We start from the raw sequence: 17,108 nt of genomic DNA on the forward strand, positions 1-17,108 counted from the left end.
CAAACAAGAAAAGGTTTCTTATATTATTTTTTTAGTTCGTGGAAAAATGTAGACTCCCGAATGAAATAAACCTGATGACTTTTTTGTATGAAAATGTGCTTGCTGGTTCATAACTAAAAGATAGGAGAAGAGAGAGGGTGCAGGCAATGGATTTCATGAATGAGATAGAGAACTTGAAACAGAAAAATAAAGATTTACAAATGAAATCCATCATGATTAATGATACTGCTTATGATGTGATTGGTTTTGAAAGCCTGGTGGATTTTTCAGCAACGTGGGAAATAGTGGAGGCATTAATTGGTAATAAAGAAAATAAGCCACAAGAGTCAAAAAGTGTTCAATCGACAAATACCACATGGAGTAAAGCGGAAATAAACAAACAAATGCAAGCATTGTATGAGGGGAAATTGATTATTTGGAATCGTGCTGAAGAAGCTTCTTTAATCGTGGATCCTGTTTCTCAGCCCCTTTATCGAAGTATAGAAGTACCAGTTAATGAATCGGTTATTTATGGAGCAAAGGATGCTTTTACAGAGAATAGCCAGCAAAATATAGGATTGTTACGAAGTAAATATCAATCCAAGGATGTTGAAGTACTGACAACGCAGCACGGGAAAAGAAACCGCCGATTTTCATTTCTTATTTTGAAGGGTACTACAGACCAGCAAATGGTAGAAATGATTAAAAAGAAAATTGAGGATTATCCAAATGAAATTAAGCAGGTGAAGGATATTCACGTTGCCTTTGGTTTTTCTAAATTTTCCCTGATTACCCGTGTATCCTCCACAGAGCTTCCGGAAAATGCGATGGAATACATAGAACAAGGAAAAATTGTCTTCTTTATGGATGGTTATCCATTCGCACTGGTACTGTTTAATACTGTTTTTGATGTATTTAAACAGCCGAGTGACAGTAATTATCTGAGTGTATTTGTATATTCTTTATATATGCTGCGTATTGTTGGAATTATGATTGCAGTATTATTACCAGGACTTTATGTAGCACTGATTACAATAAATCCTGAAATGCTAAAGGTGCAGCTTGCCCTCTCTATCACAGAAAGCCGGCATTTTGTACCTTATCCAGCTTTTATAGAAATAATTATTATGCTGCTCTTGATTGAATTAATTACCGAAGCGGCAGTACGTCTGCCTATTTCTATTTCCAATACGATTGGTGTTGTAGGCGGTATTATTTTGGGGCAGGCAATTGTAGAAGCAAGTTTGGTCAGTGGTGTATTAATTATTATTATTGCTGCTACGACAATTGCCAATGGTATTGTAATTAATTTTGAAAATGGAATTACGTTACGGCTGATGAAGTATATCATTGTTATTTTCTCTGCTTTATTTGGAATTCTAGGGCATGTTATCGGTCTGTTGGTTTTATGCTCCTATATAGCCCGGATTACGAGTTTTGGAGTTCCTTATGTCCGGTGGAAAAAGGAAGGGATCCAAAGTGAAAATCAATAACTTATTGATTATTATCTTTTTTTTATTAACGAATATAGGGGTAATGTTTCTTCTCTATCCGACATTGATTTTGGATACGGTAGATAACGGACATTGGCTGATTGTTTTGATTCACGGATTTACACATATCGCCCTCGTAGGAGTTTTATTATTTGGGATGTCTAAGCTTGAAAACCCTAATGTCCTGCAATATTTACCTGAGAAACGCTGGTTCATCTCTATCGTATTTATGATTCCTTTATCACTGTTTATTATTGGTACAGTTATCGTTTCTATCCGGACCTATGCTGAATTTACTACGATATTATTTCTAAATCAGACACCAATTTTATATGTGATGATTATTTTTGTCACGACGGCTACCTATATCGGCCTTGGATCAATGGAGAGTATTTTCCGGACAACGCTTTTAATTGCAGGAGCTTCATCCTATATTATTGTGGTTATTTTCATACTATCCTTCTTCAATGCAAGATGGTATAACTTATTTCCGATGAAGGTAAGCAATATTGATTTCGTATTTGAAATGCCATTTATTACTGGTTTTCTTATTCTCTCTCCTACCTTTTTATTTTTTGCTTTTCTGCCCAAAAGAAAGAAGCTCAATTATAAAACAATTTTCTGGTTTTCATGGTGTTTAATTCCTTTTATTTTTATGGCTGCTTATTCGCCCATGCTGGTCTTTGGGTTTGAAGTAGCGCGGAATTTTACTTTTCCCTATATTGAAATGTTAGCCACAGTCGATATTCAATGGTCTATCTTTGAAACACTGACTAGTCTTTTTGGCTTAAGTCTGCTTATTTACGCAACGATTTTTTTAGGGATGTTATTGCATATTTTGCGAATGCTATATCAAAATATGTTCCGGGTCAGCAAACTGCATGCATCGGTTGCCCTTGTTATTATAGTCATCATCATTACAATAGCAGCAAATATGATTTCTACATGGGAGCAGGTGCAGACACATATCATATGGATTATACCACTTCGTTTTTATTCATTTATCAGTCTGCTGATTTTCATCTTTTGGATAGGAAGAAGGCAAAAGCATGAAACGTAATGATTGGAAAAAAATACTCATTCTCTTATTATCGCTGATCTTTTTAAGCGGCTGCTGGGATTCCAGAGATATTAATTACCGTTCCACACCTATTTTGATGGGGCTGACGAAAGATGAAGATTTATTTCATGTGTATTTAATTATTCCAGTATCAGTAGTATCTGAACAGCGGAATTTGGCCAAAGTGGATGGCAAGGGAATTACGATTGTAGATGCCCTTGAACAGCTTAAGAAAAAAATTGAAACAACTATTGACTTAGAGCATATCGGTTTTATTGTTTTAGACGAGGAGCTGGGTAAAGAAGGAATAGGGAAAATAATAAACACCTTCATGAGGATGCGTGATGTACCCGGAACACCAGCGATTGCATTTACGAAAGAGGATATGAATACCTATATTGATCAGATGATTGATACGTTTCAAAAAGTAGGGGTACCCATATTTGGTTTTCTGGAAAAACAGACTGGCCGGGAAATTTATACTCCAGAAGTTATTTTATGGGAGGTTTATAGAGGTATTCATTCGTATACATCGGATATTTCTATACCGCTAATCAGCTCAAATAAAAATCTGGAAATGGATTACTTTGGTGCATCCGTACTCAAGGATGGAAAAATTGTTGAAACATTAGACTCTATTGAAGTTATGCTGATGAATTTGTTAAATAATGAAGAAAATGTTATTAAAACATTTGTGACCATTGATGACACCACCAATGTAGAGCTCGTTGAAAGAGATGTAGAATATGATTACAAATTTAGAGGAGATGAAGTCGACCTGACTATAAGGTTAGAATTCGTATTGATTGTCTCTGAAGCAGAGGACCATTTGAATGATGATAAAATTCAGAAAATGTTTGAAGAAAAAATGAAAAAAGATACCCTTAAACTGGTAAAAAAGCTGCAGGGTAAACATGCAGATGTATTAGGAATAAGCAACCGGATCAGAAAAAATTATACCAATGCAGAGCTGAAAAACTTTCTGGAAGAAATATATCCAAATATAAATATCAATGTAGATGTGGAAGCAGTAATCGAAAATAACGGTAAGTTAAGAAACTTAAATAATGATGATTTTGAAGACTGGGATAAGGAAAAGCAGGAACAGGACTAGCTTCAAAGAGGCTGAGGTATAGCCAAGTCTTCTCTCTGCCAACAAAGAATCCGGATATCGAAAAATAGCTGGGTTCTTTGTTGTTGCTATTTTGCAAATTGGCCGTTATCGACTCCAAAGACATTAATATCTATATCAATATCAGAGTTGTCATCCCACTTTTCTGTTACTAAGCTTCCTCTCAAAAAAGAATCTTGTACACCATACTGTTTTTTAAAGAAATTTATTAATTCATCGGCTAATTCAAGTAAGGATGAAATAATAAGTGCCATAATGGTTATCCAAGAGGTGGAGCGTATAAACTTCTTATTACAGATGGGCATTTAGTAACGAGAGATCGTGGGGAAAGATTACAAAATGAGAAGAGTTAATCAAAATCTGTCTGCAGCGATTTTCTGATGGGCTTATTAAAGTAATTCTCTGGAACATGTGATAAAATCGATATATATAAATCTTGGAGGGATAGCTATGTTTGGGAAGCTTTTTAAAAAGAAAGAGAATCAGGAAATTGAATTATTTGCTCCAGTTGATGGAGAAGTAATCCCTTTGGAAGAAGTGCCTGATCCAGTATTCGCTGAAAAAATGATGGGAGACGGAATTGCTATTAAACCATCTAATGGAAAAGTTGTATCACCAGTTGATGGAGATATTGTACAAGCGTTCCCGACAAAGCATGCAGTAGGGATTAAAGCTGACAATGGAGCGGAAATTTTAATTCATATTGGTTTAGAAACAGTTGCTTTGAATGGAGAAGGATTCACAATCCATGTCAAAGAAGGAGATAAAGTCAAAAAAGGCGATGCCCTTGTTGATGTGGATTTGGCAATAGTAGGTGAAAAAGCTGTAAGTACTGTTACACCAATGCTTATTACAAATATGAGTGATATCGAAGCTTTAAATAAACAAGATGTGAAGCAGGTTCAAGCTGGGGAAGATGTTGTTATTACTGTTAAATAAAAGAAATTAGCAATAAAAAAATTTGCTGGTACTGAAAGAAGACAAGAGATACTTAAAGAAGCAGCAGTCCGCTTTGAAGTAGAGGACTGCTGCTTCTTTATATATTTTCCGATACTGTGGGAAAAATGTAAAATACAATTTAATTATCACATTAAAAAATGTAGACAATTGACGACCGAAATAAAAGTATAAAATAGTAAACAAAACGCCTGATTCATATCCAACGGGGGTGTCTGCTTAATTTTTTCACCGTAAGAAAAAGCTTATTCTTCTTTTGTTTTCCTATATCCGTAAAAAGTACGAAAACCAATCTCTTCATAAAATAAACGAGACGAACTGGTAGCAAGTAATTCAATTCTTACGTTTGGATATATATTATGTAGATAGCGAATAATTCTTTTCCCTAACCCTAAGCTCCTATACTGTTTATCAATTAACAATTCACAAATAAATAAACTAACGTGAGCGTCGGTTAATCCTCTTAAATAACCAACTATTCCTTGTCCCTGTATTTCCATAATGAATGCTACGTTTGAGTTTTTCCATGCTTCTTTTGTACTCAAATGATTCTCAACTAAATTAGACCAACCTGCTTCTTTATTTAAGTCTTGTATTTTACTGAAGTCTTTTTCTTCATAGGGGCGAATAAATGCTTTTTCGTTGTTTTTCAAATTTATTTCCATACTCGAATTCCTTTCTTAAAGATATTCTTTTTTTATTCCTTTATCATTTCTTTTACCGCAATCTTATTGTACCTCACATCAATCACTCCATCGCTGCTTCAGAATTTTTGTTCTTTGAATTTATAAATGCTTCTTATAAAATCTATTTATTATACGGGTATATATAATGATCTTACTTACAAATTGATATACCTGCAATCAAAGGTATCTAATTGCTTACAAGGAACATTTAAAATATCGAAAGCATAGGCTGCACAGTAGGGAATTTACCTAATTTATAAGCGAGGTGTCTAATTTGACTAATCCATTTAACCCAAATCAACATATGGATTTTTATAACCAGCAGCAGCCCCAACCTTATCAGCAACATCCCCGGAATTATCAGCAGCCGAATATGGGGCAAAATTCGATGGAGCAGCAGGTTTTATCGGCAGTTAATCCGGTAATCAATCACGGAATGAGAGAAGCACAGCATCTTGGCTATCCACATGCATTAAGAGAAGCTGTAGCGATTGCTTACCTGATGGGACAGGGGCAGGATTTTCAATCAGCGTGGCAAACGGTAGAGTCCTGGTGGAGACCGCAGACTCCTGCACAGCCTGGAACTTTTTATTAAGAGTAAAGTAAATGAATAATAAGAAAAAATGCCGATTTTTGATCGGTATTTTTATTGGTTTAGAAACGTTATGATATTTTTCAAATGAATAAGTATCGTTGTTTTGTTCTGTAGTGGAAAATAAAACTTCCATGAAATAAATTTTTTCTATGTATGAGCTAATATCACTCTAGCCGAAGAATAATATTAGCTTTAAGCAGTTGATCCGAAAATTTTTTAGCTTACTTTTCCACATCTTTAGAATTTCATCGCACAGCACTAGATAACCGGATAATACTGCTCGTAAACAGGATTTATAAAATAAGGCGGCCTGGGCCCGATTTTCGGCAATTGGAACATATGCTGATTTGCCGTATACAATACGTCTACTTTTTTATTGGGATGGTTTACTAATAAAAGTGTCGCCTCAGGGTTGTAATAATATTGCTGCATAACAATTTCCTCCTTGATTTGCTTCTCCTTCATACCTTATTCATATTTCTATAATGTGGAACGGAACCTTTCCTCTTTTCACTATCTCCGCCCAAGTGTCATAAAGTAACCTATCCAGGTGATTTCAAGGAGGATGTTTATGACACAGGATAAATCAAATAAACCAGCAGATCAAAAATATCCGATGTATCCAAACTACGGGAAAATAACACAGTATGAAGAGGTTGCAATGACTGTACCTGAGCAGCGGCAATATCGGCAGCCGGGGCTGGAAAAATGGATGGTGCCCAGGCCAATTATTGAGAATGTAAATGAAAAAGGAAGTAATAGGCTTGCTGATAAGACTGCACTTATCACTGGAGGAGACAGCGGAATGGGAGCGGCAGCTGCAATTGCTTTTGCCAAAGAGGGTGCAGATGTAGCTATTGCTTATCTGGATGAGCATGAGGATGCAAATCGGACAAAAAATCGTATTGAAGAGCTTGGGCAGCGCTGTATATTGCTTGCAGGAGATTTAAGGGAGAAGCGCCAGTGCAGTTATATTGTAGAAAAAACGATTGAAACGTTTGGGAAACTGGATATCCTCTGCAATCATGTCGGTATTCAATTTCAGCAATTAAGCCTGCTGGACATTACAGATGAACAATTCGATGATACGTTTAAAGTAAATGTATATTCCCATTTCTATACTACCCGTGCTGCACTTCCACACCTGAAAGCAGGCAGCTCGATTATTAACACGGCATCTGTTGTAGCTTATGAGGGAAATAAACAATTGCTGGACTACACTGCCACAAAAGGAGCTATCGTCAGCTTTTCAAGAGCATTGGCAAATAATTTAGTGGATCAGGGGATCCGGGTAAATGCCATCGCTCCGGGACGTATATGGACACCGCTGATTCCAGCCAGTTTCTCGGCGGATGAAGTAATGCTGGCAGGAAATCCGATGCAGCGGCAGGGCCAGCCTTTTGAAGTAGCACCTGCATTTGTTTATCTGGCATCAGATGATTCTCGTTTTGTTACGGGTCAGACATTGCACGTGAATGGAGGACAATGGACGTCATCTTAATAGGAAAATTTAATTCAAACGTTTGTTTAATCATTTGTTCCTATTAAAATATTATCAGCCTACCTATCTCTTGCATATAGTATTAACGACTAATTTTAGGGAGGATTTATCGTTGTCACAATACCTTAATTCAATAAAACAATGGTGTGAAGAAATTTTGCAAACGTATCGGGAATCAAGTGAACATCTTAGAGGAAATACTGGCGGGGAAGCATTGCAGGAGTGGAGGGATAATTTAAATCAATTTCAAGAAGAGCTTTCCAATAATCAAATTGTAGAAGAGGAGGATGCTTACAAGCGCGCCGAAGATTTATATACACAGTTAAATTCTTATCTGGAAGAGAGCATGAAGGGGAGCCGTGCAGAAGGCAATCGTGAAAGAGTTGTTCCGATTGGCGGGCATACCCTTCCGCCATTACCTTACAGCTATGATGCTCTAGAGCCTTATATCGAACGAAGAATTATGGAGCTTCATCATGATAAGCACCATCAGAGCTATGTAGACGGTTTGAATAAAGCGGAACTGGAAATGCAGCAGGCGCGTTGGGATAACAATTATGATCTGATTAAACATTGGGAAAGAGAAGCTGCATTTAATGGTGCAGGACATTATCTTCACACGATATTCTGGAAGGTGATGAGCCCGGATGGAGGCGGTGAGCCAACAGGAGATTTAATGAGTGAAATCGAGCAGTCCTTTGGCAGCTATGATCAGTTTAAAGCACATTTTACAGAAGCAGCGAACCATGTAGAGGGTGGAGGCTGGGCTATCTTAGTATGGTCGCCGCGGGCAAGGCGTCTGGAAATTCTGCAGGCGGAGAAGCATCAAAACTTAAGTCAATGGGATGTAGTTCCTCTTCTCGTTCTGGATGTGTGGGAGCATGCCTATTATCTGCAATATGAGAATGTGAAAGAAGACTATGTAGACAATTGGTGGAATATCGTGAATTGGACAGAGGTTGAAAATCGCTATAATAAAGCAAAACAATTAAAATGGCAGCCTTTTTAATTAAGCAAACGTATTAGCATGCTCTCAAAAGGGAGCGGTATCTTAACCGTAAATAATAGGAGGATACATCTGCGGTATGCTTTAATAATATTTATTCAAAAAATGGCTTCAAGTAGAGGGAAGCCATTTTTTAATGGAAAAGAAGTACTTAATAATTAGAAATATCTTGTTCGGATAATATAAAATCGATAAAAGCTGGCAGTTCTCCAACAAACATTTTAACACCATCTAAATGATAGAAGGTACTGGTGGTTTCAAAATCTAATATATCATTGTTTTCAGAGTGTAGATAAATTGGTTTACCTTGCCCTAAAGCAATCCCTAATTCGATATGACTTCCCTCGCCTGCCGGACTTAATACAACAAGGAAGTCAGAGTCTTGAACCGCTTGTTTTTCTTTTTCTCCTATATCTGCTAAATCCTTGATAGTAGCTGCGTGTTGATTTTTTGTCCAATCATAAGTTTGGGTAAAGCCTTTTTCGTTTAATGCGGAAGTAAGTAACCTGACATTGCTTATATTTCGAAAGCTGGAAGCTGCGTAGTATTTCATATTTTTCCTTCTTTCATATGTATAAAGTATGACCTAAATTTAAATTATAGATTAAATCAGGTTAGTTGTATAGATGTTGCAAACTTTCAGTAAAAAGAAATTATTGAAGGAATCTTCTTGGGGAAATGCATATAATAACATAATTAGGACATAATTATGTTATTATATAAAAAAGGAGGGAGTATAATGCCTGAAATTCGACCTATAAAAGATTTAAGAAATACAATGGAAATATCTGAATTATGCCATCAGTTAGAGGAACCAATTTTTATCACAAAAAATGGTTATGGCGACATGGTTCTGATGAGCTTGGAGACTTATGAAAAATCATTAGCAAAGCTGGATCTATACGAAAAATTGGCGCAAGCAGAAAAACAGCTGAATCATGAGGAAAGTTTTTTAGAAGCTGAACAAGTATTTGAAAAGTTGAAAGAGAAGTATGGAAAATAATAAATATATAGTTAAGATAGCTCCGAAAGCTGTAAAAGATTTGGATGAAATTTACAAGTATATATCTGGAAATTTGTACAATCAAGATGCTGCGGATAAATTAATAAATAAGATAGAACTTAAAATTAAAAGGTTAGGTATATTTCCATTTTCGTGTGAGTTAGTAGCAGATGATATATTAAAGGATAAAGGTTATCGTAAACTTATTGTTGAGAATTATATTGTTTTTTATTTAATTAAGGACAAAAGTGTATTTGTTATGCGTGTTTTATATGGTGCCCAGAAGTATAATGATTTAATTTAATAATTTTAGATAAAGGCTAACTCAAACTGGATTTCATATGTTAGCCTTTTTTAACAGTTAAGAAAGTATAAACTTTATTACTGCATAAGTGTAACTAAGGCTGTCACCTAAAAAGCTTGGTGACAACCAAGTTTTCTAATATAAATAGATATTTACTGCAGTGAACTGTCATACTTGTTTCTTTTCTTTTATTCTTCCAAGGCCTCCTGAATATACTTATATAACGTACTATCTAAGCCATAATGCAGCGCAGGCTGAGGATTCTCAGCATAGAATTTTTCGGCATTTTTGGTGATTTCACTGTCTCCATCTGAAAAAATACGCGTTAACTCCTGCCATTTTATCGCTAATTCCTGCACTGATGCATCCTGTGAAGAAATCTCTTTTTCCATGCTGTCTTTTAATGCTTTTAGAAGGTCCTTAAATTGTTTCTCCTCTTGTTTTAGCACTTTATCATTTGTATTTAGGTAGCGCTCTCTAAGCTTTTGAAGCTGTTCCTCTGTAAAATAATTGGAATGATTTAATCGGATTAGTTCAAATAGTGAAGTTAGTCCTTCAAAGGAAATACGGTCTGATTTAGCCGCTTCTACTCTGGTTTGTTCCAGCTGATGTAACAGCTTTTGCTGCATAGCTACCTCTGTTTTAATCCGATTAATCTGTTGATCCAGTGTATCCAGCAAATTCTGGCTGCTTGTACGAATAATCTCCTTTATCTCCTCCAAAGGCAAATGCATTTTTTTCAGTACAAGAATTTGTAACAACAGCTGCATATCCTCACTGGTATAGCGCCGATGACCTGCCTTTGTATAGAGGGAAGGTGAAAATAATCCGATTTGATCGTAATACCTCAGTGTCCGGATGGACAGACCTGTGAGGGCAGCTAATTGGCCGGTGGTCCAGTAATTAGACATGTGCTCACCTCGTTTGTAAAAGTATTTTTATCTCAGAAGGACTGAAAACATATTGTCTGCCGCAAATATGACATTTTGTATCGACAGAAGTGTTCGATTCGGTAGCTTTTTGCAATTCTTCATCAGATAACGAAAATAGAAAGCCATAAAACATTTCTTTCGAGCAGTGACAGGCAAATTGTATCAATTTTCGTTCCATTACTTTTGAGTTATGAAAGTGATGATTTAATTCTTTTTCTATCTCTGCATCATTCATCCCGAGCAGCATAGGAGCAAGATTCTCTGCTTCAAATTGTTCCCGGATATACTCTAATGAGCCTTCTTTTGTCCCTGGAAGTACCTGAGCATAGATTCCATAGCTTTTAGCAAGGCCATGGTTATTGTCAAATTCTATATTTGTCTGAATTATAGTATTTGTCTGCTCACTCTGTTTAAAATAATATGCAAAATCATCATCTATATTTTGATAAGGCATATCAGTAATCCCGGTAAATTGATTCATTTCAAACCCCTTCATCATTCGTATAGAAGCATTTGGACCGATAAATTCCTTAAGAGATTGAACTGAATCTTGCTGCTGGTGCTCTTCTAACAGTGCTTGATTGACATAACCGCGTACATTTCCATCTGCGTCTGTATCTGCATAAATTTTATGTTTTTTATTAGTCACTGTAATAACAGCACTGATTCTCTGAGTAGTTTTTAAGGTTACGGAAAGGAGGCTCATTATGGAAACAGCTTTAGCTAATGCCAAATAACAGGCCTTATCCTTTATTTTACTTAACTTCATGATTTCTTGGAGAACTTTTGTATTGTCGGTAAAATATAAACGGATACTTTTATCTAAAACAAGCGCTTTGATAATTTCATTCGTCATTTTATCTGCTCCCTTCTAATAATAGGATAAAACATTACGTGACGTAAGGTTCAAGTTTAAATTTATAAATAATTATTAGTAGGGAAAATGTACATTCGTCTTTTTCAATTTCAGCAGCTGATTTTTAAGATATAATAATTACGAATAGGGACTGAAGAATAATTTTGAGTAATTTCTTAAATGTAACAAATAGCAATGGAGGTGACAAAAAGAGATGAAGCCTGCAGATTATTCTGTGCGGGAATCCGATACGCTTTATTGTGTAAAAGCGTGACTGCCGGAAGATACAGAGAGTGTTACTATCGGCAAACTAGGGAAATTTAATTTTTCGAAGGGTTATTATGTTTATGTAGGAAGCGCAAAGCGGAATATTCGTGCGCGAGTGGACAGACATATTCAGATTGAGAAAAAGAAGCGCTGGCATATAGACTATTTACGTCCTTATCTGCAGATTCAAGCTGTGCAAACTTATCCTGGTGAAGAAGTGGAGTGTGGGCTTTTTGAAAGGCTGAGGCAGGAAAACGAAGGGAGTATGCCGGTAAAAGGATTTGGCTCATCCGATTGCAGATGCTTTTCGCATTTATTTTATTCGAAGAAAGAGATTGTATTAGTACATAGTACATAAATCAAAAGGCTGATATAAGCAGTTAAATACTTAAATCAGCCTTCTTCTAATGCTCTCTTCTAGCAAAATCAACAAATCGGAACTTATCAGGACGGTGTCTCGATTCGGTATATTGAAATAATGTTGCATCATCTAAATAAACGTAGTTTTTAATAACCACTACATTATAAAAGCCTTCTAAATCCAGCAGCTCATGATCCTCTGCTGTTGGTTCCTCAACAATAATTTCTTTTTTTGCAAAGCTGATGATAAGACCTAAATTATTTTCAAGATAGTCATAAATAGAAGCTTCTGCAATATCCTTAGAGATGTGCTGAACGGTTCTTGTTATTAAATAATCCTTGTCCAAAATGACGCGCTGTCCAGAGAAGGAACGGGTCCGGATAATTTCCCAAACCTCCTGATTATCTGCAAGCTTTAATTGCTTCTGGATAAACTCATTTGCGCTGACTTTTGCACATTGATGAACCGTGGTAATCGGCTTTTCTCCCATTTTATCAGCTAATTCTTTAAAGCTGACCAGGCCGGATACTGGAAAATCGAATTTATTCCGTTCAATCACCGTTGATCCTTTGCCGCGGATTTTTTGAATGTATCCGTTTTGGGCAAGCAGATTTAAAGCTTTTCGAATCGTTTCCCGTGATGTCTGATACTGCTCAGCTAATTCATTTTCCGACGGAAGGAATTCATTTGCTTTAAATGTTTCTTTTTCTATTTTTTGAGCCATTTCCTGATAAATAATTAAATACTTATTTCGCATCGCAACTAACTCCATTTATTTCTTTAGATAATAAACAATCGACTCATATGGGCGCAGTGAAATCGTATCTGAAGCTAAAGATGGAGAATCTGCGTAATTAGATAATAAAATCCTGCTATCCTTACAATCACTGCGGATCGCTTCAGGTAAATTCAGCTCTGCTTCTTTTGCATAAAAATTGTTTACTACTAATAGTTTTGTATCTTTATTTTCTCTTATATACGCAAAAATTGCAAAGTCATTGGGTGAAATCAGCTGATATTTTCCGTCTGTAATGACTTGATACTCTTTTCGAAGCTGAATTAATCTTTGATAATGGTAAAAAATAGACGTTTTATCAGCAATTGCTGCTTCTGCATTGATTATCTGATAATTATCAGGAAGCCCGATCCAAGGACTTCCTTCCGTAAAACCGGCATTGACTGTATTATTCCATTGCATTGGTGTACGAGCGTTATCCCGGGATTTTTCCTGAAGTATTTCAATAATTTCCTGGTCAGAGAGGCCCTCTGCTTTTTTAATTTTGTACATATTCAGCGATTCTACATCCCTGTACTGGCTAATATCATTAAAGCCGGCATTGGTCATTCCGAACTCTTCACCCTGATAGATATAAGGAGTACCCTGCATCATATGAATTGTTGTTGCCAGCATTTTTGCCGACTCCTTGTGATAGATTGTATCATCTCCAAAGCGGGATACTATTCTTGGCTGATCATGATTACACCAGAATAGCGCATTCCAGCCGCCGCCTTCCTGCATCCCTGTCTGCCAATCAGATAGCAGCTGCTTTAGATAAAGAAAATCAAATGGAGCTTTTGTCCATTTTTCACCATTTGGATAGTCAACCTTTAAATGATGGAAGTTAAAGGTCATATCCAGCTCCTCACGTTCTGGATTGGAATACTTAATACAATCCTCCATAGAAGTGGATGACATTTCTCCAACGGTAATCGTTTCACGACCTTTAAATACTTCCTGATTCATTTCATGAAGAAATTCATGTACCCGAGGTCCGTCTGTATAGAATTTACGTCCATCTCCCGGAGCGATACTGCCGTCATCATTTGGGAAACGCTGGTCTTTGGAAATTAAATTGATAACATCCATCCGGAAGCCATCTACCCCTTTATCCAGCCAAAAGTTCATCATTTGATAGACATCATCACGGACTTTTTCATTTTCCCAGTTAAGATCAGCCTGGGTAACATCAAAGAGATGTAAATAATAAGAACCAGTTGTTTCATCGTACTCCCAAGTGTTGCCGCCGAATTTGGATTCCCAGTTTGTCGGCAGTTCACCTGGCTTGCCATCCTTCCAGATATAATAGTTTCTATAAGGGTTATCCTTCGACTTTTTAGCTTCCTTAAACCATTTATGTTCTGTCGATGTATGGTTAACAACGATATCCATAATAATTTTTAAACCGATTTGGTGTGCTTTTTCCAGCATTTTTTCGAACTCTTCCATCGTTCCATAATCGGGTTGAATGGTATAGTAATCTGCAATATCATATCCGTTATCATTTTGGGGAGAAACATAAATAGGGGTTAGCCAAATCACATCTACCCCCAATTCTTTGATATAATCCAATTTTTCTGTGATTCCGTTAATGTCTCCCATTCCATTACCTGTCGTATCATTAAAGCTTTTTGGATAAATTTGATAAACGACGGATTTTTGCCACCATTTTTCTTGCATAATCAACCTCCTAAATACTGCTGCGTTTCAAATACTTTTGACTCTATATGAATTAGAGGAGGGATAGACTCCCTCCTTATTTACCTAAACGCTTATATGCGTCTACACCCATTTTTGTTTTGGATAGAACAACTGTTAAGATGAATGGGATAACGATAGCTGCCACCATTGCTACAGCGAACATCAGCATATGCGGTAATTGAATAGATAAGATCCCTGGTATACCGCCGACACCGATCGAGTTAGCCATAACACCAGATCCGACAGATATAACTGCTGCAACAGCAGAGCCTGTCATTCCGGCGATAAATGGGAATAAGTAGCGTAAATTAATCCCGAATAATGCCGGTTCTGTAACTCCTAAATAACAGGAGATAGCGGCTGGAATAGATACCTGTTGTTCCTTTTTATCCTTGCGATTCAGATAAATCATTGCTACAACGGCAGAGCCTTGTGCGATATTAGATAGAGCAATCATAGGCCAGAGATTTGTGCCGTTAAATTCGCTCATTAATTGTAAGTCAATGGCATTTGTCATATGATGCAATCCCGTAATAACCAGTGGTGCATATGCAAATCCAAATACTGCTGCAAATAGCCAGCCGAATGCGGAAGTTAATCCATCATAGACAACCGTTGAAATCCATGAACCGATTGTCCAGCCGATGGGGCCTAACACAACATGGGCTATGATAACAGCTGGAAGTAATGCAAAGAATGGCACAAAAATCATAGATACCACTTGTGGGATGATTTTACGAAGCCATATTTCTAAATAAGCTAATACGAAACCAGCTAAAATAGCCGGGATAACCTGTGCTTGATAACCAATCATCTCAATTTGGAAAAATCCAAAATCCCAGACTGGTATTTCTGTTGCTTCTGCAACGCCATAAGCATTTAAAAGCTGGGGTGAAACAAGTGTAAGACCTAAAATAATTCCAAGTACTTGCGTTGTTCCCATCTTCCTGGAAATAGACCAGGTAATAGCAACAGGGAGAAAATGAAAGATAGCTTCAGCAATTAACCAGAGAAAATCATATAACCCTGACCAAAATTGCGAGGATGCCGCTAATGTCATAGTTCCGTTTTCCAGCATTTCAATTTCACCAATGACATTTCGGAAACCTAAAATCAGACCTCCGACAACAAGTGCTGGGATAATCGGCGTAAAAATATCTGCTAAGTGCGCCATTAACCGCTGGATGAAATTCATATTTTGTTTCGCTGCTTCTTTGACATCTTCTTTAGAAGTGTCACCAACACCAGCAATACGCGTAAATTCATTATAAAAGGAAGCGACTTCATTCCCGATAATAACCTGGAATTGTCCAGCCTGTGTAAAGGTTCCCTTTACAATATCGATATCTTCAATGGCTTTTACATCTGCTTTTTCCGGATCATTTAAGACAAATCGCATTCTGGTAGCACAATGCGTAACGACAGAGATGTTGTCACTTCCACCGACTTTTTCCAATAATTCTTTTGATGGAGCTGTATATTTACTCAATGACTTTCCTCCTTTTCATATCTTGTATATACAAGTGTTAACGTTTTCAGTTTAACTTGTATATACAAGTTTGTCAATAAAAAATTTAAGCTGTTTTTATGAATTGTTGTTATAATTGTATGAATATTATATTTTCAAAAAAATGAGTGGGGTAGAGGGGAGTAGATATATGAAATTGGCGGTTAATTATTCATCGGAAGCTTATCACTTGGTAAATGAAGGTAAAATAGATGTTGATGTTTTCAAATGCCCTGATTTAAATGATAAATTAATAGAAACAGCTCAAAGCTTCAGGCCAGCGTACGTCCATTTTAATTTAGATGCCGGTACTGGAAATATGGATAAAGTCGATTGGATAAAAATAGAAAATTTTTTGTGGGAAACAGAAACACCTTATATTAATTTACATTTAACAGCATTATCAAAGGACTATCCTGCTTTTGACATAAACACGAATGATCCCAAAGAAATAGAATTTATTATTAAGAATGTTACAGATGATATAAATATCGTTTCAGAACGATTTGGAGCCGATAGGGTAATCGTTGAGAATGTTATATATCGCAGCTATGAAGGGAATATGCTGAAACCGATAATCGATCCAAATATTATTACACAAATAATAGAGGAAACGAAATGTGGGCTGCTGCTGGATACAGCACATGCACAAATGACTTGCAGGTATTTAAATAAAGATGTGTTCGATTATGTAAGTCAGCTGCCATTACAGAATTTAAAGGAGCTGCATATTACCGGAATCCAGCATGATGGTAACCGCTACCGTGACAGCATGCCTATGACCAGAGCTGACTGGGAACTGGCGGAGTGGGCACTGGAAAATATACATAATGGTATATGGTCTGCACCTTGGGCTGTATCTTTTGAATATGGAGGAGTAGGGCCTGCTTTTGAATGGAGAACTGAATCACATGTCTTAGCTGAACAGGTGCCCCGCTTACACCGTTTAGTAAACAGGAAATAGTACATGCTCAGATATATAATGTTGAG

General features: G+C 36.6%; 20 protein-coding genes. 11 read left to right on the plus strand and 9 right to left on the minus strand.

Features of this window, described 5'->3' with window-relative positions; genetic code table 11:
• Positions 1–146: 146 nt before the first annotated feature.
• Genes MHH51_RS02670 through MHH51_RS02680 form a run of 3 tightly spaced genes read left to right on the plus strand, consistent with a single transcriptional unit; the run spans position 147 to position 3,646 of the window.
• Positions 147–1,472, plus strand: a complete 1,326-nt coding sequence (locus MHH51_RS02670; protein WP_339286238.1) for a spore germination protein — start codon at positions 147–149, stop codon at positions 1,470–1,472.
• Positions 1,459–2,532, plus strand: coding sequence for a GerAB/ArcD/ProY family transporter (locus MHH51_RS02675; protein ID WP_339284349.1), 1,074 nt, complete (start codon positions 1,459–1,461; stop codon positions 2,530–2,532). Before MHH51_RS02670 ends, MHH51_RS02675 begins: the two co-directional genes overlap by 14 nt.
• Positions 2,522–3,646 (plus strand): Ger(x)C family spore germination protein, encoded by a 1,125-nt coding sequence (locus MHH51_RS02680; RefSeq protein WP_339284351.1) that lies wholly within the window; start codon positions 2,522–2,524, stop codon positions 3,644–3,646. Before MHH51_RS02675 ends, MHH51_RS02680 begins: the two co-directional genes overlap by 11 nt.
• Positions 3,647–3,732: 86 nt before the next feature.
• On the opposite strand, the gene MHH51_RS02685 is transcribed toward MHH51_RS02680, so the two are convergent.
• The gene (locus tag MHH51_RS02685) at positions 3,733–3,918 is read right to left on the minus strand and encodes a nucleotidyltransferase domain-containing protein (RefSeq protein WP_077604855.1); all 186 of its coding nucleotides are present in this window, start codon (positions 3,916–3,918) and stop codon (positions 3,733–3,735) included.
• A gap of 196 nt (positions 3,919–4,114) precedes the next feature.
• Here MHH51_RS02685 and MHH51_RS02690 point away from each other — a divergent pair, with 196 nt between their 5' ends.
• On the plus strand, positions 4,115–4,603 hold the full coding sequence (locus tag MHH51_RS02690; protein ID WP_339284353.1) for a PTS glucose transporter subunit IIA: 489 nt from the start codon (positions 4,115–4,117) through the stop codon (positions 4,601–4,603).
• Positions 4,604–4,866: 263 nt separating this feature from the next.
• Here the strand turns inward: MHH51_RS02690 and MHH51_RS02695 are convergent, their stop codons facing one another.
• Positions 4,867–5,286 (minus strand): GNAT family N-acetyltransferase, encoded by a 420-nt coding sequence (locus MHH51_RS02695; RefSeq protein WP_339284354.1) that lies wholly within the window; start codon positions 5,284–5,286, stop codon positions 4,867–4,869.
• A 295-nt stretch (positions 5,287–5,581) separates the two neighbouring features.
• On the opposite strand from MHH51_RS02695, the gene MHH51_RS02700 reads away from it, so the two are divergent.
• Complete coding sequence (locus tag MHH51_RS02700; protein WP_339284355.1) at positions 5,582–5,902, plus strand: hypothetical protein; 321 nt, start codon at positions 5,582–5,584, stop codon at positions 5,900–5,902.
• A 258-nt stretch (positions 5,903–6,160) separates the two neighbouring features.
• On the opposite strand, the gene MHH51_RS02705 is transcribed toward MHH51_RS02700, so the two are convergent.
• Positions 6,161–6,334: a hypothetical protein gene (locus MHH51_RS02705; RefSeq protein ID WP_339284356.1), complete on the minus strand. Its 174-nt coding sequence runs from the start codon at positions 6,332–6,334 to the stop codon at positions 6,161–6,163.
• A 139-nt stretch (positions 6,335–6,473) separates the two neighbouring features.
• On the opposite strand from MHH51_RS02705, the gene MHH51_RS02710 reads away from it, so the two are divergent.
• Together MHH51_RS02710 and MHH51_RS02715 are read left to right on the plus strand one after the other, a co-directional pair.
• The gene (locus MHH51_RS02710) at positions 6,474–7,403 is read left to right on the plus strand and encodes a glucose 1-dehydrogenase (RefSeq protein WP_077604853.1); all 930 of its coding nucleotides are present in this window, start codon (positions 6,474–6,476) and stop codon (positions 7,401–7,403) included.
• Between the two features lie 112 nt (positions 7,404–7,515).
• Positions 7,516–8,412 carry a superoxide dismutase gene (locus MHH51_RS02715; RefSeq protein ID WP_339284358.1) on the plus strand — a complete coding sequence of 299 codons (897 nt, stop codon included), beginning with the start codon at positions 7,516–7,518 and terminating at the stop codon, positions 8,410–8,412.
• A gap of 148 nt (positions 8,413–8,560) precedes the next feature.
• Here the strand turns inward: MHH51_RS02715 and MHH51_RS02720 are convergent, their stop codons facing one another.
• Positions 8,561–8,962 carry a group-specific protein gene (locus tag MHH51_RS02720; protein ID WP_339284359.1) on the minus strand — a complete coding sequence of 134 codons (402 nt, stop codon included), beginning with the start codon at positions 8,960–8,962 and terminating at the stop codon, positions 8,561–8,563.
• Positions 8,963–9,148: 186 nt separating this feature from the next.
• Between MHH51_RS02720 and MHH51_RS02725 the strand changes: the two genes are divergently transcribed.
• Positions 9,149–9,412, plus strand: coding sequence for a type II toxin-antitoxin system Phd/YefM family antitoxin (locus tag MHH51_RS02725; protein WP_077604850.1), 264 nt, complete (start codon positions 9,149–9,151; stop codon positions 9,410–9,412).
• Complete coding sequence (locus tag MHH51_RS02730) at positions 9,402–9,716, plus strand: type II toxin-antitoxin system mRNA interferase toxin, RelE/StbE family (RefSeq protein WP_077604849.1); 315 nt, start codon at positions 9,402–9,404, stop codon at positions 9,714–9,716. The genes MHH51_RS02725 and MHH51_RS02730 overlap by 11 nt, the downstream gene beginning before the upstream one ends.
• Before the next feature lie 188 nt (positions 9,717–9,904).
• Here MHH51_RS02730 and MHH51_RS02735 read toward each other — a convergent pair whose 3' ends face one another.
• Positions 9,905–10,627, minus strand: coding sequence for a MerR family transcriptional regulator (locus MHH51_RS02735; protein WP_339284362.1), 723 nt, complete (start codon positions 10,625–10,627; stop codon positions 9,905–9,907).
• A gap of 4 nt (positions 10,628–10,631) precedes the next feature.
• Positions 10,632–11,504: an Hsp33 family molecular chaperone HslO gene (locus tag MHH51_RS02740; RefSeq protein WP_339284364.1), complete on the minus strand. Its 873-nt coding sequence runs from the start codon at positions 11,502–11,504 to the stop codon at positions 10,632–10,634.
• A 301-nt stretch (positions 11,505–11,805) separates the two neighbouring features.
• Between MHH51_RS02740 and MHH51_RS02745 the strand changes: the two genes are divergently transcribed.
• On the plus strand, positions 11,806–12,129 hold the full coding sequence (locus MHH51_RS02745; protein WP_339286240.1) for a GIY-YIG nuclease family protein: 324 nt from the start codon (positions 11,806–11,808) through the stop codon (positions 12,127–12,129).
• Between the two features lie 46 nt (positions 12,130–12,175).
• Here MHH51_RS02745 and treR read toward each other — a convergent pair whose 3' ends face one another.
• The 3 genes from treR to treP form a co-directional block, all read right to left on the minus strand.
• Complete coding sequence (gene treR, locus MHH51_RS02750; RefSeq protein ID WP_147209070.1) at positions 12,176–12,889, minus strand: trehalose operon repressor; 714 nt, start codon at positions 12,887–12,889, stop codon at positions 12,176–12,178.
• 15 nt (positions 12,890–12,904) lie between these two features.
• Positions 12,905–14,590: an alpha,alpha-phosphotrehalase gene (gene treC, locus MHH51_RS02755; protein WP_339284366.1), complete on the minus strand. Its 1,686-nt coding sequence runs from the start codon at positions 14,588–14,590 to the stop codon at positions 12,905–12,907.
• Positions 14,591–14,666: 76 nt separating this feature from the next.
• A complete protein-coding gene (gene treP / locus MHH51_RS02760; protein ID WP_156985870.1) occupies positions 14,667–16,100 on the minus strand; it encodes a PTS system trehalose-specific EIIBC component in 1,434 nt (477 codons plus the stop codon).
• Positions 16,101–16,269: 169 nt separating this feature from the next.
• On the opposite strand from treP, the gene MHH51_RS02765 reads away from it, so the two are divergent.
• A complete protein-coding gene (locus MHH51_RS02765; protein WP_339284367.1) occupies positions 16,270–17,082 on the plus strand; it encodes a DUF692 family multinuclear iron-containing protein in 813 nt (270 codons plus the stop codon).
• Positions 17,083–17,108: the final 26 nt, after the last annotated feature.

This window comes from Oceanobacillus sp. FSL K6-3682 (assembly GCF_037976165.1).
In the GTDB taxonomy this organism is placed as follows: Bacteria; Bacillota; Bacilli; order Bacillales; family Amphibacillaceae; genus Oceanobacillus; species Oceanobacillus sojae.

Bases quoted from the DNA above. Each gene is read 5' to 3' on its own strand.
- MHH51_RS02735 (WP_339284362.1), bottom strand. From the start codon at position 10,627: ATGTCTAATTACTGGACCACCGGCCAATTAGCTGCCCTCACAGGTCTG.
- MHH51_RS02720 (WP_339284359.1), bottom strand. From the start codon at position 8,962: ATGAAATACTACGCAGCTTCCAGCTTTCGAAATATAAGCAATGTCAGG.
- MHH51_RS02690 (WP_339284353.1), top strand. From the start codon at position 4,115: ATGTTTGGGAAGCTTTTTAAAAAGAAAGAGAATCAGGAAATTGAATTA.
- MHH51_RS02740 (WP_339284364.1), bottom strand. From the start codon at position 11,504: ATGACGAATGAAATTATCAAAGCGCTTGTTTTAGATAAAAGTATCCGT.
- MHH51_RS02710 (WP_077604853.1), top strand. From the start codon at position 6,474: ATGACACAGGATAAATCAAATAAACCAGCAGATCAAAAATATCCGATG.
- MHH51_RS02670 (WP_339286238.1), top strand. From the start codon at position 147: ATGGATTTCATGAATGAGATAGAGAACTTGAAACAGAAAAATAAAGAT.
- MHH51_RS02725 (WP_077604850.1), top strand. From the start codon at position 9,149: ATGCCTGAAATTCGACCTATAAAAGATTTAAGAAATACAATGGAAATA.
- MHH51_RS02680 (WP_339284351.1), top strand. From the start codon at position 2,522: ATGAAACGTAATGATTGGAAAAAAATACTCATTCTCTTATTATCGCTG.
- MHH51_RS02730 (WP_077604849.1), top strand. From the start codon at position 9,402: ATGGAAAATAATAAATATATAGTTAAGATAGCTCCGAAAGCTGTAAAA.
- MHH51_RS02705 (WP_339284356.1), bottom strand. From the start codon at position 6,334: ATGCAGCAATATTATTACAACCCTGAGGCGACACTTTTATTAGTAAAC.
- MHH51_RS02695 (WP_339284354.1), bottom strand. From the start codon at position 5,286: ATGGAAATAAATTTGAAAAACAACGAAAAAGCATTTATTCGCCCCTAT.
- treR (WP_147209070.1), bottom strand. From the start codon at position 12,889: ATGCGAAATAAGTATTTAATTATTTATCAGGAAATGGCTCAAAAAATA.
- MHH51_RS02685 (WP_077604855.1), bottom strand. From the start codon at position 3,918: ATGGCACTTATTATTTCATCCTTACTTGAATTAGCCGATGAATTAATA.
- MHH51_RS02765 (WP_339284367.1), top strand. From the start codon at position 16,270: ATGAAATTGGCGGTTAATTATTCATCGGAAGCTTATCACTTGGTAAAT.
- treC (WP_339284366.1), bottom strand. From the start codon at position 14,590: ATGCAAGAAAAATGGTGGCAAAAATCCGTCGTTTATCAAATTTATCCA.